Origin of the sequence: Agrococcus sp. SL85 (assembly GCF_026625845.1) — a bacterium.
Taxonomy (GTDB): domain Bacteria; phylum Actinomycetota; class Actinomycetes; order Actinomycetales; family Microbacteriaceae; genus Agrococcus.
Map to the genome: position 1 here is coordinate 2,690,412 of NZ_CP113066.1, position 14,952 is coordinate 2,705,363.

Here is a 14,952-nt window from a genome sequence, read left to right on the forward strand (position 1 = left end):
TCTCCGTCACAGGGTCGTCTCCGTCACAGGCTCGTCTCCTCCTCGCCGTCGGGCAGCAGCGGCGAGATCGGCGGCAGCTCCTCGAGCGAGTTCAGACCGAGCTGCGTCAGCAGCAGCTCGGTGGTCTCGTAGTGGATGGCGCCGGTCTCGGCGTCGGCGAAGGCCTCGCGCACGAGCCCGCGACCGAGCAGCGTGCGCACGACCGAGTCGACGTTCACGGCGCGGATCGCGGCGACCGCGCCGCGCGTGATCGGCTGCTTGTAGGCGATGACGGCGAGCGTCTCGAGCGCCGCCTGCGAGAGGCGCGTGGGCGTCTGCGTGAGGACGAAGTCGGCCGCGTCGGCGTCGTAGGCCTCGCGCACGTAGATGCGCCAGCCGCCGCCGACCTCCCGCAGCTCGAAGCCGCGCTCCGGTCCGGGCGCTCGGTCGCCGACGGCCTCGCCGTCGTAGTCGGCGCGGAGGGCCTCGATGGCGGCCTTCACGGCCGTGACGGGAGCTCGCAGCGACGTCGCGAGGTGCACGGCGCCCTGCGGCTCGTCGGCGACCATGAGGATCGCCTCGATGCGCCGCTCGAGCGGGAGGTGCGAGCGGTCAGCGACCGCCTGCTCCCCCGCCTCGGCCGTCTCATGCATGGTCATAGTCTGCCCCCAAGCTCACGAGGTCCTCGTCGCGGAAGTCGTGGCCCGTCCAGGTGATCGAGAGCTCGCCGAGCGGCTCGACCTGCTCGAAGGCGATGGCGGCGTGGCGGTAGAGCTCGAGCACGGCGAGGAAGCGCGCCACGACCACCCCGCGCGTCGCCTCCCCCGCGATGAGCTCGCGGAAGGTGGTGGTGCCGGCCGAGCGCAGCGTCGCGACGATGTGCGCGGCCTGCTCCCGGATCGACACGAGCGGGGCGTGCAGGTGGCCGAGCCCCACGGTCGGGATCTCGCGCGGCGTGAGCGCGAGCAGCGCGAGCGCCGCGAAGTCGTCGGCCGAGAGCGTCCACCGCAGCTCCGGGGTGCGCTGCCGGAAGCGCTCCTCGAGCCGCACCGAGCGGGCGTGCCTGCCGGACTCGGCGCCGATCCGGTCCGCCATCCAGGCCGCTGCCTGCTTGAACGCGCGGTACTGCAGCAGGCGCGCGAAGAGCAGGTCGCGCGCCTCGAGCAGCGCGACGTCCTCGCTGTCGACCACGTCGCCCGCGGGCAGCAGCGAGGCGATCTTCAGGTCGAGCAGCGTCGCCGCGACGACGATGAACTCGCTCGCCTGCTCCAGCTCCTCCTGCGTGTCGAGCGTGCGCACGTAGGCGATGAACTCGTTCGTGACGCGCCCGAGCGCGATCTCGGTCACGTCCATCGACCGGTTGCCGATGAGGGTCAGCAGCAGGTCGAAGGGGCCGTCGAAGTTGTCGAGCGCGAGCCGGAAGCCTCGGCGCTCCTCGGCGCCGGTCGCGTCGGCCTCGCCCCCGGCGGCGATGCCCGCCTCGGCCTCCGGCGCCTCGACGGCGGCGGAGGCCTCCCCGACGTCAGGCGATGGCGCCACGGGCGATGAGCTCGCGCGCGAGCTGGCGATAGGTGTCGGAGGCCGCGTGGTCGGGCGCGAACTGCGTCACGGGCACCCCGGCGACGGAGGCGTCGGGGAACTTCACCGTGCGGCGCACCACCGTGTCGAGCACCGTCTCGCCGAAGGCGTCGACGACGCGGTCCATCACCTCGCGCGCATGCAGGGTGCGCGCGTCGTACATCGTCACGAGGATGCCGTCGAGGTGCAGCGCCGGGTTCAGGCGGTCCTGCACCTTGTCGATCGTCTCCTTGAGCAGCGCGACGCCGCGCAGCGCGAAGAACTCGCTCTCGAGCGGGATGAGCACGCCGTGCGCGGCCGTGAGCGCGTTGACGGTGAGGAGCCCCAGCGAGGGCTGGCAGTCGATGAGGATGAGGTCGTAGTCGTCGGCGACCTTCCGCAGCACGCGCGAGAGGATCTGCTCGCGCGCGACCTCGTTGACGAGGTGCACCTCGGCGGCCGAGAGGTCGATGTTCGCGGGGATGACGTCGAGGCCCTCGACCGAGCTCTGCTGGATCGCCTCGCGCGGGTCGAGGCGCGGGTTCAGCAGCAGGTCGTAGATCGTCGTCGCGTCGTGGTTGTCGATGCCGAGGCCCGCCGAGAGCGCGCCCTGCGGGTCGAAGTCGACCGCGAGGACGCGGCGGCCGTACTCGGCCACGGCCGCGCCGAGGTTGATGGAGGTCGTCGTCTTGCCGACGCCGCCCTTCTGGTTGCACATCGTGATGATGCGCGCCGGCCCGTGGCTGCGCAGCGGCGCGGGCACCGCGAAGTCGCGGCTCGGCCGACCGGTCGGCCCGAGCGCGGGCGCCTCCATGCCTGCCAGGGTGTCGTCGCGGTTCACGTCCCCGAGTCTAGGAAGCCGCTCCCCCGGCGGGCCGCAGGCCGGAGCGGCGTGTATCTCAACCTCAGGTTGAGGCTCAATGCGCTCGCGATGGCGTCCGGGCGCCGTGCGACCATGGCCGCATGGGCGCGGTCGAGGTGCGACGGGCGAGGGATGCGGAGCTCGAGGCGGTCGCGCTGCTGCGCTGGCGCATGGCCCACGAGCACGGCGGCGACGTCGAAGCCGCCTCGGAGGCCGCGGCCGCCTACGCCGCCGAGGCCGCGGCCTGGTCGCGCGCGCATGCCGACTCGCACGTGCCGATGGTCGCGGTGGCCGACGGCGCCGTCATCGGCTGCGCCTGGCTCGCGATCACGGCGCGCGTGCCGACGCCCGGCGCGCTCGAGCGCCGCTCGGGCGACCTCCAGAGCTGCTTCGTCGTGCCCGAGCGCCGCGGCGCGGGCATCGGCCGGCGGCTCGCGGAGGCGGTGCTCGCCGAGGCGCGCGAGCGCGGCCTCGAGCACGTCACCGTGCACGCGAGCCCCGCCTCGATCCCCGTCTACGAGCGCGCGGGCTTCCGCGCGAACCCGCGCTCGCTGCACGCCGACGCCGCGATCCCCGAGCGCTGAGGCGCGACGGGGCGTCAGCGGGCGCGCGGGTGCGCGCTCGTGTACATGTCGCGGAGAGTGTCGGCCGTGACGTGCGTGTAGATCTGCGTCGTCGCGACGGAGGCGTGCCCGAGCAGCTCCTGCACCACGCGCACGTCGGCGCCGCCCTCGAGCAGGTGCGTCGCGAACGAGTGGCGGAACGAGTGCGGCGAGACCCTCGGCACGTCCGCCGCCTCGGCGACGCGCTGCACGACGTCCCAGGCCGCCTGCCGCGAGAGGCGGCCGCCGCGCGCGCCCAGCAGCAGGGCGGGCCCGCCCCGGCCCTTCGCCGCGATCGCCGGGCGCCCGCGCACGAGCCACGCGTCGAGCGCCGCCCGCGCGTAGGAGCCGACGGGCACGAGCCGCTGCTTCGCGCCCTTGCCGGTGACGCGCACGAGGCCGACCGCGTCGTCGGCCGCCGGCACGTCGTCGACGTCGAGCGCCACGAGCTCCGAGATGCGCGCGCCCGTCGCGTAGAGCAGCTCGAGCAGCGCGCGGTCGCGCAGCCCCTGCGGGTCGTCGCCGCCCGCGCGCTCGAGCATCGCCGTCACCTGCGCGACCGAGAGCGCCTTGGGCAGCCGCATCGCCTGCTTCGGCGGCCGCTGGTCGCGCGCCACGTCCTCGACCGCGATCCGCTCCTCGACGAGCCAGCGGTGGAGCGCCTTCGCGGCCGAGAGGTGCCGGGCGACGGAGGATGCGGCGAGCCCGCGATCCGCGAGCGCCGCGCGGTAGGCCGCGACGTCGGCGGCCGAGATCGCGGCGGCGTCCTCGACGCCGCGCGCCTCGAGCACGGCGATGTAGCCGGCGAGGTCCCGGCGATAGGCGGCGACGGTGTGCGCCGAGAGCCCGCGCTCGATCGCGAGCTCGCGCAGGAGCCGCTCGACGGCGCGCGCGGGCGCGAGCGCCACGGTCAGCGCCGAGCCCTCGGCGAGGTCCCGACGGCGCCGGCGCGGCGGCGCTGCCCCATCAGCGGCCGGCCGCGTGCCAGTCGAACGGCACGTCGGCGGGATGGGCGGCGCGGCCGGCGTCGCGGAGCGCCCGGAGCGCGAGCGCGGCGGCGAGGAGCGTGGCGTTGTGGAGCCGCAGCGAGAGCGCGGCGTCGACGACCTCGTCGAGCGGCACCCAGCGCCGCTCCATCTCGGCCTCCTCGTCGGTGCGCGCGAACGCCTCCGGCGCCTCGCGCACGCCCTCGGCGAGGTAGACGCGGATGATCTCGGTCGAGCCGCCGCCGGTGGTCGAGAGGTCGAGCAGCACCTGCCAGCGGTCGGCGACGAGGTCGACCTCCTCGGCCAGCTCGCGCTGCGCCGCCGCGAGCGGCCCCTCGCCGTCGATGTCGAGCAGGCCCGCGGGCAGCTCCCACAGCGTGCCGCCCGCGGGGTGGCGGTACTGGTGCACGAGGCAGAGCCGGTCGTGCTCGTCGACCGCCACGACCGCGACGGCGCCGGGGTGCACGAGCACCTCGCGGCGGATGCGGCCGCCGCCGAGCTCGAACTCCTGCGCCTCGACGTCGAAGATGCGGCCCGCGAACAGCTGCTCGCGCGCGAGCACGGGCCTGCGGCCGAGCTCGTCGCCGATCCCGGCCGCGGCGGCCATCAGTCCTCGTCGGTCTCGTCGAAGAGCTTCGACGCGCGCTGGCGCTCGAGCGAGGCCTCGACGAGGCCGCGGAAGAGCGGGTGCGCGCGGTTCGGCCGGCTGCGCAGCTCCGGGTGCGCCTGCGTCGCGATGTAGAACGGGTGGCCGGGCAGCTCGACGTACTCGACGAGGTTCCCGTCGGGCGAGAGGCCGCTGAAGGCGAGGCCCGCGGCGGCGATCTGCTCGCGGTACTCGTTGTTCACCTCGTAGCGGTGGCGGTGGCGCTCGAACGAGACCGGCTCGCCGTAGAGGCGCGCGGCGAGCGAGCCCTCCGCGAGCGTCGCCTCGTAGAGGCCCAGGCGCATCGTGCCGCCGAGGTCGCCGCCGTGGATGTGCTGCATCTGCTCGGCCATCGTCGCGATGACGGGCGCGGGCGTGCCCTCGTCGAACTCGGTGGAGGAGGCGCCCTCGATGCCGGCGAGGTTGCGCGCGGCCTCGATGACCATGCACTGGAGGCCGAGGCAGATGCCGAGCGTCGGGATCTCGTTCTCGCGCGTGAACCGCAGCGCGCCGAGCTTGCCCTCGATGCCTCGGATGCCGAAGCCGCCGGGCACGATGATGCCGTCGAGGTCGCCGAGCGCCTGCGCGGCGCCCTCGGGCGTCAGGCAGTCGTCGCTCGGCACCCAGCGGATCTCGACCTTGGTCTGGTTCGCGAAGCCGCCGGCCTTCAGCGCCTCCGTGACCGAGAGGTAGGCGTCGGGCAGGTCGATGTACTTGCCGACCAGGCCGATCGTGACCGTGTGCCTGGGGTGGTGCACCGCGTCGAGCACGGGCTGCCAGCGCGTCCAGTCGACGTCGCCCGCGTCGAGCTGCAGCTGGCCGATGATGACGTCGTCGAGGCCCTGGCGGGTCAGCATCGAGGGGATGTCGTAGATCGAGGGCACGTCGATCGCGTTGACGACCGCGCGCTCCTCGACGTCGCACATGAGCGCGATCTTGCGGCGGTTCGACTCCGAGACGGGGCGGTCGGAGCGCAGCACGAGCGCGTCGGGCTGGATGCCGATGGAGCGGAGCGTCGCGACGGAGTGCTGCGTCGGCTTCGTCTTCTGCTCGCCCGAGGCGCCGAGGAACGGCACGAGCGAGACGTGCACGAAGAAGACGTTGCCGCGGCCGAGCTCGTGGCGCACCTGGCGGGCTGCCTCGATGAAGGGCTGCGACTCGATGTCGCCGACGGTGCCGCCGATCTCGGTGATGATGACGTCGGGCTGGGGGTCGGCCTCGGCCTGCAGGCGCATGCGGCGCTTGATCTCGTCCGAGATGTGCGGGATGACCTGCACGGTGTCGCCGAGGTACTCGCCGCGCCGCTCGCGCTCGATGACGCGCGAGTAGATCTGGCCCGTGGTGACGTTGGCGGCCTGCGAGAGGTTCACATCGAGGAAGCGCTCGTAGTGGCCGATGTCGAGGTCCGTCTCGGCGCCGTCGTCGGTCACGAAGACCTCGCCGTGCTGGAACGGGTTCATCGTGCCCGGGTCGACGTTGAGGTACGGGTCGAGCTTCTGCATGACCACGTGCAGGCCGCGCGCCGTGAGCAGGTTGCCGAGCGAGGCGGCGGTGAGGCCCTTGCCGAGCGAGGAGACCACGCCGCCGGTGACGAAGATCTGCTTCGTGACCTTGGCGGGGGTCGCGGGCTGCGGGGCCGAGGGGGCCGTGGACGGGGCGTCGGGCGCAACGTGGTTCACGGGCTTCGAGCCTATCCCACGCCCGGCCCGTTGTCTGCGACCGCCCGCGTGCCGCGCGCGTCGTCGAGCAGCTCCCGCGCGTGGGCGAGGGCGGTCTCGGAGGCGGTGCCCGAGAGCATGCGGGCCAGCTCGGCGAGGCGGTCGTCGCCCTCGACGGGCGCGACCTGCGAGGCGGTGATGCGGCCGTCGGTGCCCTTCTCGACCCGCACCTGGCTCTCGGCGAAGGCCGCGACCTGCGCGAGGTGCGTGACGACGATCACCTGGCACCGCTCGGCGAGCCGCGCGAGCCGGCGGCCGATCTCGATGGCGGCGGCGCCGCCGACGCCCGCGTCGACCTCGTCGAAGACCATCGTGGGCACGCTGTCGTCCGCGAGCGCCACCTCGATCGCGAGCATGATGCGGCTCAGCTCGCCGCCGGAGGCGCCCTTCTGGATGGGCCGCGGCTCTGCGCCCGGGTGCGGCGCGAGGAGCATCGTGACGCGGTCGCGGCCCGAGGCCCCGAGCCCCTCGGCCCGCGCGACCTCGACCACGAGCCGCGCGCTCGGCATCGCGAGGGCGCGCAGCTCCTCGCCGACGGCCGCCTCGAGGCGCGTGGCGGCCTCGGCGCGCAGCGCGCTCAGCCGGTCGGCGACGGCGACGGCCGCGGCGAGCCGCGCCTCGGCGTCTGCGTCGAGCCGCGCGAGCTCGGCGTCGTCGCCCTCCAGGCTCGACGAGCCGCAGCGCCTCCTGCGGCGCGGCCTCGAGCGCCTCGTCGAGCGGGCGTGCGAGGCGGCGCTCGAGGGCGGCGAGCGCCGCGCGGCGCTCCTGGACCTCGTCGAGGCTCCGCTCGGGGCGCTCGAGGTCGTCGAGCGCCTTCACGATCGAGGAGGACGCCTCCTGCAGCAGCGCGTCCGCCTGCACGAGCAGGTCGAGGGTCTCGGCGAGCGCCGCGTCGTCGCCCGCCGCTCGCTCGACGAGCCTGCGGGCGTGGCCGGCGAGCGTCACGGCATCGGGCGCGTCGTCGTCGTTCGCGAGCGCGCCGTGCGCCTCGGCGAGCTGCTGGCGCAGGCCCTCCGCGTGCTCGAGCCGGTGCGCGAGCGCGGCGAGCGCGTCCTGCTCCCCCGGTGCCGGATCCGCGGCCTCGAGCGCCTCGAGCCGCTCGCGGATCTCGACGGCTTCGGCTGCCCGCGCCTCGTGCGCCGCGCGCAGCCCGCGGGCGGCCTCGTCGGCCGCGCGCCACGCCTCGTGCTCGCGCCGGTACTCGGCGAGCGCCTCGGCGAGCGGCGCGCCCGCGGCGCGGTCGAGCGCGTCGGCCTGCGCCTCGGCCGAGCGCAGCCGCTGCTGGTCGGCCTGGCCGTGCACGGCGACGAGGCGGTCGGCGAGCCTCGCGCAGCAGCCCCGCGGGCACCGCGGCCCCGCCCGCCTGCGCGCGCGAGCGCGCGGCGCCCTCGGGGGTTCGGCTGAGCGCGCGGCCCAGGATGAGCTCGCCCTCCTCGATCGTGCCGCCGGCGTCCTCGACGACCTCGGTCGCGGCCTCGTCGTCGACGAGCCACACTCCCTGCACCGCGGCGCGGTCGGCGCCCGCGCGGATGACCCCCGCGTCGGCGCGCTCGCCGCGCAGCAGTGCGAGCGCCTGCACGACCATCGTCTTGCCCGCTCCGGTCTCGCCGGTGATGGCGGTGAAGCCGGCGCCGATCGGCACGCGCGCGTCGTCGATGACGCCGAGCGAGCGGATCGTCAGCTCATCGAGGCGGGTCACGGGCGCGGCCTCCGGAAGCCCTCGACCGGCAGGTGGAACTTCGCCACGAGCCGGTCGGCGAACGGCGCGCGAGAGAGCCGCGCGAGGCGCAGCGGCGTCGCGTCGCGGGTCGCCTCGACGCGCGAGCCCTGCGGGAGCGGGAACGACCGGCGCGAGTCGCACCACAGCGTCGCCTCGCTCGTGGAGTCCTGGGCGATCTCGACCGCGAGGGTCGAGGTGGGGGCCACGACGAGCGGGCGCGTGAAGAGCGCGTGCGCGCCGAGCGGCACGAGCAGCATCGCCTCCGCGGTCGGCCAGACGATGGGCCCGCCTGCCGAGAACGAGTACGCCGTGGAGCCCGTGGGCGTCGCGAGGATCACGGCATCGGTGCCGAAGGAGGAGATGGGGCGGCCGTCGATCTCGAGCAGGGTCGAGATCATGCGGCCGGAGCCCGACTTCTCGATCGCCGCCTCGTTGACGGCCCAGGTCTCGTGCACGAGCTCGCCGCCCACGAGCACGCGGATCCGGAGCGTGAGCCGCTCCTCCACCTCGTAGTCGCCGTGCAGCGCGCGCTCGACGACCTCGGCGGTGTCGGCGACCTCGGCCTCGGCGAGGAAGCCGACGTGGCCGAGGTTGATGCCGAGCAGCGGCGCCCCCGTGGCGCGCTGGAGCTCGGCGCTGCGGAGGATGGTGCCGTCGCCGCCGAGGGTCATGACGAGCTCGATCGCCCCGGCGTCGGCCGCGGCCGGCGCCTCGGCCGCGTAGGGCTCGACGGCGTCGAGCCCCGCCCGCGCCGCGAGCAGCACGTCGCGGTCCTCCGCGAGCACGACGGGCGTCACCTGCGCGTCGAGGAGGCGCGCGGCGATGCTCGCGGCCGTCTGGACCGCCTCCGCGCGGCCGGGGTGGAACGCGAGCAGGAACCTGCGTGCGCTCATCGTGCCCCCTCCGCCAGCCTGGCCGCCTCGTCCCGCCATTCTGTCGGATTCGCGCCCCGGGCCGCCGAGAGGTGCGCGAGGTACTCGACGTTGCCCCGCGCGCCCGCGATGGGGCTGCCGATGAGCCCAGCCGTGCCGAGGCCCGCGTCCCACGCGGCCCACAGGACGCGGTCGATCGCCTGCGCGCGCAGCGCAGGATCGGTGACGATGCCCTCGCGCACGCCCGTGCGGCCCACCTCGAACTGCGGCTTGATGAGCACGATCCAGTCGGCGCCGTCGGCCGCGACGCCCGCGAGCGGCGGGATCGCGAGCTCGAGGGAGATGAACGAGAGGTCGGCGGTGACGACGGTCGGCGCGGGGTCGAGCCAGCCGGGCGCGAGGTCGCGGACGTTCGCGCCCTCGACGAGCGTCACCGGCAGCGCGGCCGCGTCGAGCTGGAACTGCCCGTGGCCGACGTCGAGCGCGGTCACGTGCGCCGCACCGCGCGCGAGCAGCACCTGCGTGAAGCCGCCCGTGCTCGCCCCGGCGTCCAGCGCGACGCGGCCTGCGGGGTCGACGCGGAAGGCATCGAGCGCCGCGAGCAGCCTTGTGGGCGGCGCGCGAGACCCACGCGTCGTCGCCGGCGACCGCGACCGTCGCCGATCCCGGCACCCGGGCGCTCGCCTTGAGCGCCGGGCGGCCGTCGACGGTCACGAGGCCCTCGGCGATCCGCTGCTGCGCCTGGCTGCGGCTGCGGGCGAGCCCCCGCTCGACGAGCGCCTGGTCGAGGCGCGGCGCGTCAGCCACGCACCGCGCCGAGCGCTGCCTGGAGCCGGTCGTGCACGCGCGCGAGGTGCTCGGCGCGCTCCTCGAGCGGCTGCTGCTCGATGAGGTCGAGCTCGTCGACGAGGCCGTCGACGGCGTCGAGGCGCTCGGGGGCGCTGGCGGTCGGGTCGGTCATGCCCCCGAGGCTAGCGAAGCGACCGCCCGCAGCTCGGCGGCTCGCGAGGGGCCTGTGCGCCGTTCGCGGTCGAGTCCGCGTGCCCGCTCGTCCTCGAGCGCGTCGCGGAGCATCCCGTCGAGCGATCGGTGCTCGCCGCCGGCGGCGAGGTAGCGGGCCGCGGAGCGCTGCGCGTGGGTCTCGAGCTCCTCGGGCAGGCGCAGCCCCATGCCCTCCGGCCCCGCCCAGTGCCCGATCCCGGCGGCGTCGAGCGCCGCGTCGTCCGCGAGCACGACGGGCCCCGCGTGGCCCGCGACGGCGCGCGCTGCCTCGACGAGCGCGTGGAGGCCGACGACGGGCCCGAAGGCGTTCACGAGGTCGCTGCGGCCCGGCGCGACCTCGACGAGGAAGCGCACGAGGTCGCGGACGTCGATCGTCTGCGTGGGCTGGTCGCGCGACGGCACGAGGAGCGGACCGTGCCCCGCGATCGCGGCGCGCGCGACCCAGGAGCCGAAGCGGTCGCTCTCGTCGCCCGGCCCGCCCACGAGCCCCGGGCGCACGATCGCGAGGCGCTCCCCGAGCCGCTCGCGCAGCACCCGCTCGATCCACGCCTTCGCGCCGCCGTAGTCCTCGCCCGAGGGGTCCTCGGGCACGAGGTCGTCGTCCTCGTCGGCGCCGACGGGCGCTCCCTCGAGCCGCTGGGCGGAGACCGAGGAGACGAAGGTCCAGTGCCGGGCGCGGTCGGCGAGCGCGTCGAGCGCGGAGGCCGCGTGGGCCGGAACGCGCGTGACGTCGACCACCTCGTCGAAGGCCGCCTCGTCGACGAGCCCGGCGTAGCCGTCCGCCGCGTCTCGGTCGCCGGCGACGAGCCGCGTGCCCGGCGCGAGGTCGCCGCCCTCGCCGCGGGCGAGGCACACGACCTCGGCGCCCCGGGCGGCGTGCGCGGCTGCGACCGCTCGCCCGATCCACCGTGTGCCGCCGAGGACGAGGACGCGCTGCGCTGCCATGCCGCCATGCAAGCGCCCCGGCCGCCTCTCGTCCAGCCGGTTCGCCGTGGGCGGAGCCGCTAGCGTCGTCGGGTGCCCTCGCCCTCCGACCTCGCCGCGCCCCCGCCCGCGGGCACGCCCGTGCCGCCCGCGATCGCGCGGCTCGCGGGCCACGACCCCGTCGAGCTCGTGTGGCGGAACGCCGCAGGCGGCCTCACGGCGCGCATCGACCGCGCGGGCGGCGCCGTCTACGCCAAGTGGAACCCGGCCGGCAGCGGCGAGTCGCTCGCCGAGGAGGCGCTGCGGCTGGGCTGGCTCGCGGGCCGCCTCCCCGCCCCGCTCGTGCTCGAGTCGCGGAGCGAGCGCGGTGGCGAGCTCCTCGTGACCGCGGCCATCGACGCCGCCTCCGTCGTCTCGGCCGCGGGGCTGCGCGATCCGGGCGCCGGGGCCGCCGCGCTCGGCGAGGGGCTCCGCCGCCTCCACGCGCTGGCCGTGGAGGCGTGCCCGTTCGCCGCGCCCGACTGGACGCGCGGCGCCGGTGCGCCCGAGGATCCCGTCGTCTGCCATGGCGACCCGTGCGCGCCGAACACGCTCATCGCCGACGGCGCCTTCGCGGGCCTCGTCGACATGGCGCGGCTCGGCGTGGGCGAGCGCTGGTCCGATCTCGCGGTCGCCAGCTGGTCGCTGCACTGGAACGGCCTGGGCGACGGCGAGCCGGCGTTCTGGCGCGCGTACGGCAGCGCGCCCGACGCGCAGCGGATCGCGGCGTGGCGGGCGCGCTGGGATGCGCCGGGGGCGGACGCGGTCTAGAGCGCGAGGAGCGCGTCGTCGATCCGGAGGCCCAGCACCGGCCGGTCGGCGGTCCACACGGCCGCGCAGGCGGCGCGGATGGTGTCGACGGGCCGCTCGCCCTCGCGCACGAGGGCGATGTCGATGCCGGATCGGCGCACGGCGGCGCGCCCGACCTCGAAGTACGTGTCGCCCGTGGAGCGCTCGAAGGTCTCGCGGAGCGGCGCGATCGGCTGCTGCAGGTCGCGGAGGTCCTGCACGATGTGGTCGGGCCGCATCGATTCGTCGGCGCCGATGGCGCTCGCGCCGCGGTCGATGCCCGTGAGCACGAGGATCGTGCGGATGCCGGCACGGCGGCCGCCGAGGATGTCGGTGTCGAGGCGGTCGCCGATCATGGCCGCGGCGCTCGGCGCGTAGCGCTCGCGAGCCACGTCGTAGATGGGGGTCTCGGGCTTGCCCGCGACCTCCGCGAGGCGGCCGACGGCGGTGTGCACGGCCGAGACGAGCGTGCCGTTGCCGGGGGCGATGCCGCCGGCGACGGGGATCGTCCAGTCGGTGTTCGTCGCGATCCAGGGGATCTCGGACCTTCCGGGCGTGGCGCGCAGCGCGAACGCGGCCTCCGCGAGGTCCTTCCAGCCCACCGAGGGGTGGAAGCCCTGCACGACCGCCTTGGGCTGCTCGGCCGCGGAACGCACCACGCGCCAGCCGCGCGCCTCGATCTCGGCCACGATGCCCTGGCCGCCCACGACCATGACGGCGTCGCCGGGCGCGAGGTGGGGCGCGAGCAGCCGCATGGCCGCCTGGGGGCTCGTCACGACGTCCTCGGGCTGCACAGGCAGCCCGAACGAGGCCAGGTGCTCGGCGACCTCCACGTCGGTGCGCGAGGCGTTGTTCGTGATGTACGAGGCCGGCAGGCCCGTGGCGAGGATGCTCTCGACCGCGTGCGGGATGGCGTCGGGCCCCTGGTAGACGACCCCGTCGAGGTCGAGGTAGAGGCGATCGATGCCGTCGAGCGGCGTCGGCTGCGCAGGCGCCGTCTTCGAGAACAGCCCCATCAGCGACGGCCCTCGTCGGCGTCGTGGCCCTCGATGAGCTCGTCGCCGAAGAGCGCGTCCGCGTCGGCGGAGGTCACGGTGCCGTCGGTCGGGTGCAGCTCGGGCTCCGCGGCCTCGGCCGCCGGGGCCGCCTCTGCCGCTGCCGCTGCCTCGACCTCTGCCTCGACCACGGGCAGGTCGCCGGGCTCCGCAGCGACCTCGGGATCGGGAGCCGCCTCGCCCTCGGGGCCCGCCTCGTCCGCCGTGGCCGACACCGGCGCGTCGTCCTCGGCGAGCAGCTCCTCGACCTCGTCCTCGATCGAGATGCCCTCCTCGACCGCCGCCTCGGCATCCTCGGGCTGCTCGATGCGCTCGCTCGTGATCTGCATCGACTCGAGCTCGCCCGGCGCCATGGCCGCCTCGAGCGCGTCGATCGCACGGTCGGCGAGCGCGTACCACTCGGCTGCCTCGGCATCGCGACCGAGCTCCTCGAGCACGCCCGCGAAGCTCGCGAAGAGCGCCGGGCTGTACTCGAACGCCTTGTCCTTGCGCAGCTCCGGGATGCGCAGCTCCTCGAGCGCCGCCTCCGTCTGCCCGAGGTCGAGCCGCGCGCCCGACTTCACGATCGCGAGCTCGACGCGCACGCCCGTCTCGAGCGTCGAGGGATCGACGGAGCGCGCCAGCTCGAGCGCACGCTCGGGCCGGCCCATGCCGCGCTCGCAGTCGGCCATGAGCGGCAGCTGGTCGTCGCGGCCGGTGATGCGACGGTAGGTGCGCAGCTCGCGGAGCGCGAGCGCGAAGTCGCCCAGCTGATAGGCCGTGATCGCGAGCGTCTCGCGCACCACGCCGATGCGGCCGCCGCGACGCGACGCGGCGAGCGCGTGCTCGTGCGCGAGCTGCGGCTCGTCGTCGATGAGCCGGGAGGCCATCGCCATGTGCTTCGCGACGTACTCCGCGTTCTCCTTCGTCAGCGTCTTCAGCTGCGCGCGGGCACCGATGTCGAGGTCCTCGGGCGCGACGTCCTCGGGCAGCGCCGGGGCGCCGTCGTCCTCGTCGCGCACCTGCTTGAAGCTCTCCCCCGAGCCCGTGCCGCGCTTGTCGAAGTCGCGTCCGGGCCGGGCGGCGTCGCGCTGCGGGCCCTGGTTGCGCTCGCGCTGCGAGTCGCGGCGATCCTGGTCGCCACGGCGGGGGCGATCGCCGTCGCGCTGCGGACGGTCGCCGTACGGACGGCGCTCCCCGTCGCGCTGCGGACGGTCGCCGTAGGAGCGACGCTCACCATCGCGCTGCGGACGGTCGCCGTAGGAGCGACGCTCCCCGTCACGCTGCGGCCGGTCGCCGTAGGAGCGACGCTCCCCGTCACGCTGCGGACGGTCGCCGTAGGAGCGACGCTCACCATCGCGCTGCGGACGGTCGCCGTAGGAGCGACGCTCACCATCGCGCTGCGGACGGTCGCCGTACGGACGGCGCTCACCATCGCGCTGCGGACGGTCGCCGTACGGACGGCGCTCACCATCGCGCTGCGGCCGGTCGCCGTAGGAGCGGCGCTCACCATCGCGCTGCGGCCGGTCGCCGTAGGAGCGGCGCTCGCCGTCGCGCTGCGGCCGGTCGCCGTAGGAGCGGCGCTCACCATCGCGCTGCGGACGGTCGCCGTACGGACGGCGCTCCCCGTCACGCTGCGGACGGTCGCCGTACGGACGGCGCTCACCATCGCGCTGCGGACGGTCACCGTAGGAGCGGCGCTCCCCGTCACGCTGAGGCCGGTCGCCGTACGGACGGCGCTCGCCGTCGCGCTGGTCGCCGCCGGGGCGGTAGCCGCGGTCGCCGGGGCGCAGGGGCTTCCGATCGCGCTGGGGCCGGTCGGCCTGGCCTCGCTCGCCGAAGGGCCTGCCGCCGTCGCGGCGGGGCCGGTCGTCGCGGCGGGGGCGGTCGTCGCGGTCGGGCCGGCGATCGCCGTCTCGGGGTGCACGGCGATCGTCGTCGCCTCGTCCTGCGCGCTCGTTCACGGTGCCCATGCTCCCATCGCGCGCGGTCGCGCGCAGCCCTGTATGACCGGCGCGAAGGCCGATGCGATTCGTCCCAGAAATGACGAAAGGGGCCCCAGATCGTTCTGGGGCCCCTTCCTCAAAGAAAGTCCGGCGGTGTCCTACTCTCCCACAGGGTCCCCCCTGCAGTACCATCGGCGCTGAGAGCCTTAGCTTCCGGGTTCGGAATGTGACCGGGCGTTTCCCTCTCGCTATGGCCGCCGAAACACTATCGATGCT

The 14,952-nt window shown here is 75.4% G+C and carries 16 protein-coding genes, 1 rRNA gene and 1 pseudogene; 3 read left to right on the forward strand and 15 right to left on the reverse strand.

The window, feature by feature from the left end; genetic code table 11:
- Nucleotides 1-23: 23 nt before the first annotated feature.
- From scpB to OVA14_RS13325, 3 genes are read right to left on the reverse strand one after another with little or no spacing between them, the layout of a single operon-like run.
- Nucleotides 24-632 (reverse strand): SMC-Scp complex subunit ScpB, encoded by a 609-nt coding sequence (scpB, locus tag OVA14_RS13315; protein WP_267504294.1) that lies wholly within the window; start codon nt 630-632, stop codon nt 24-26.
- Nucleotides 625-1,518 carry a segregation and condensation protein A gene (locus tag OVA14_RS13320; RefSeq protein ID WP_420710598.1) on the reverse strand — a complete coding sequence of 298 codons (894 nt, stop codon included), beginning with the start codon at nt 1,516-1,518 and terminating at the stop codon, nt 625-627. Before OVA14_RS13320 ends, scpB begins: the two co-directional genes overlap by 8 nt.
- A complete protein-coding gene (locus OVA14_RS13325) occupies nt 1,502-2,350 on the reverse strand; it encodes a ParA family protein (RefSeq protein ID WP_267505600.1) in 849 nt (282 codons plus the stop codon). The genes OVA14_RS13320 and OVA14_RS13325 overlap by 17 nt, the downstream gene beginning before the upstream one ends.
- A gap of 149 nt (nt 2,351-2,499) precedes the next feature.
- Between OVA14_RS13325 and OVA14_RS13330 the strand changes: the two genes are divergently transcribed.
- On the forward strand, nt 2,500-2,982 hold the full coding sequence (locus tag OVA14_RS13330; RefSeq protein WP_267504295.1) for a GNAT family N-acetyltransferase: 483 nt from the start codon (nt 2,500-2,502) through the stop codon (nt 2,980-2,982).
- A gap of 14 nt (nt 2,983-2,996) precedes the next feature.
- Here the strand turns inward: OVA14_RS13330 and xerD are convergent, their stop codons facing one another.
- The 4 genes from xerD to OVA14_RS13615 all read right to left on the reverse strand — a co-directional run bounded on the left by xerD (nt 2,997) and on the right by OVA14_RS13615 (nt 6,859).
- Nucleotides 2,997-3,908: a site-specific tyrosine recombinase XerD gene (gene xerD / locus OVA14_RS13335; RefSeq protein ID WP_267504296.1), complete on the reverse strand. Its 912-nt coding sequence runs from the start codon at nt 3,906-3,908 to the stop codon at nt 2,997-2,999.
- A 58-nt stretch (nt 3,909-3,966) separates the two neighbouring features.
- Complete coding sequence (locus OVA14_RS13340) at nt 3,967-4,593, reverse strand: NUDIX domain-containing protein (RefSeq protein WP_267504297.1); 627 nt, start codon at nt 4,591-4,593, stop codon at nt 3,967-3,969.
- The gene (locus tag OVA14_RS13345; RefSeq protein ID WP_267505601.1) at nt 4,593-6,230 is read right to left on the reverse strand and encodes a CTP synthase; all 1,638 of its coding nucleotides are present in this window, start codon (nt 6,228-6,230) and stop codon (nt 4,593-4,595) included. The genes OVA14_RS13340 and OVA14_RS13345 overlap by 1 nt, the downstream gene beginning before the upstream one ends.
- Before the next feature lie 92 nt (nt 6,231-6,322).
- Entirely contained in the window at nt 6,323-6,859 is a 537-nt protein-coding gene (locus OVA14_RS13615) for a hypothetical protein (RefSeq protein ID WP_324288018.1), read from the reverse strand.
- 43 nt (nt 6,860-6,902) lie between these two features.
- Here OVA14_RS13615 and OVA14_RS13620 point away from each other — a divergent pair, with 43 nt between their 5' ends.
- On the forward strand, nt 6,903-7,754 hold the full coding sequence (locus tag OVA14_RS13620) for a hypothetical protein (protein WP_324288019.1): 852 nt from the start codon (nt 6,903-6,905) through the stop codon (nt 7,752-7,754).
- Nucleotides 7,755-8,045: 291 nt separating this feature from the next.
- On the opposite strand, the gene OVA14_RS13355 is transcribed toward OVA14_RS13620, so the two are convergent.
- The 5 genes and pseudogenes from OVA14_RS13355 to OVA14_RS13370 form a co-directional block, all read right to left on the reverse strand.
- Nucleotides 8,046-8,963, reverse strand: coding sequence for an NAD kinase (locus OVA14_RS13355; protein ID WP_267504298.1), 918 nt, complete (start codon nt 8,961-8,963; stop codon nt 8,046-8,048).
- Nucleotides 8,960-9,547: a TlyA family RNA methyltransferase gene (locus tag OVA14_RS13360; protein ID WP_420710666.1), complete on the reverse strand. Its 588-nt coding sequence runs from the start codon at nt 9,545-9,547 to the stop codon at nt 8,960-8,962. Before OVA14_RS13360 ends, OVA14_RS13355 begins: the two co-directional genes overlap by 4 nt.
- A 112-nt stretch (nt 9,548-9,659) precedes the next feature.
- Nucleotides 9,660-9,749 (reverse strand): annotated as a pseudogene (locus tag OVA14_RS13975) (S4 domain-containing protein); the annotation flags it as partial.
- The gene (locus tag OVA14_RS13365; protein ID WP_267504299.1) at nt 9,742-9,903 is read right to left on the reverse strand and encodes a hypothetical protein; all 162 of its coding nucleotides are present in this window, start codon (nt 9,901-9,903) and stop codon (nt 9,742-9,744) included. The gene OVA14_RS13365 and the pseudogene OVA14_RS13975, both read right to left, overlap by 8 nt.
- The gene (locus OVA14_RS13370) at nt 9,900-10,889 is read right to left on the reverse strand and encodes an NAD-dependent epimerase/dehydratase family protein (protein WP_267504300.1); all 990 of its coding nucleotides are present in this window, start codon (nt 10,887-10,889) and stop codon (nt 9,900-9,902) included. The genes OVA14_RS13365 and OVA14_RS13370 overlap by 4 nt, the downstream gene beginning before the upstream one ends.
- 72 nt (nt 10,890-10,961) lie before the next feature.
- On the opposite strand from OVA14_RS13370, the gene OVA14_RS13375 reads away from it, so the two are divergent.
- A complete protein-coding gene (locus OVA14_RS13375) occupies nt 10,962-11,678 on the forward strand; it encodes a phosphotransferase (protein ID WP_267504301.1) in 717 nt (238 codons plus the stop codon).
- On the opposite strand, the gene OVA14_RS13380 is transcribed toward OVA14_RS13375, so the two are convergent.
- The 3 genes from OVA14_RS13380 to rrf form a co-directional block, all read right to left on the reverse strand.
- A complete protein-coding gene (locus OVA14_RS13380; RefSeq protein ID WP_267504302.1) occupies nt 11,675-12,712 on the reverse strand; it encodes an HAD-IIA family hydrolase in 1,038 nt (345 codons plus the stop codon). The genes OVA14_RS13375 and OVA14_RS13380 overlap by 4 nt on opposite strands.
- The gene (locus tag OVA14_RS13385) at nt 12,712-14,694 is read right to left on the reverse strand and encodes a primosomal protein (RefSeq protein WP_267504303.1); all 1,983 of its coding nucleotides are present in this window, start codon (nt 14,692-14,694) and stop codon (nt 12,712-12,714) included. Before OVA14_RS13385 ends, OVA14_RS13380 begins: the two co-directional genes overlap by 1 nt.
- A gap of 127 nt (nt 14,695-14,821) precedes the next feature.
- Nucleotides 14,822-14,938 (reverse strand): 5S ribosomal RNA (rrf, locus tag OVA14_RS13390).
- Nucleotides 14,939-14,952 lie beyond the last annotated feature (14 nt).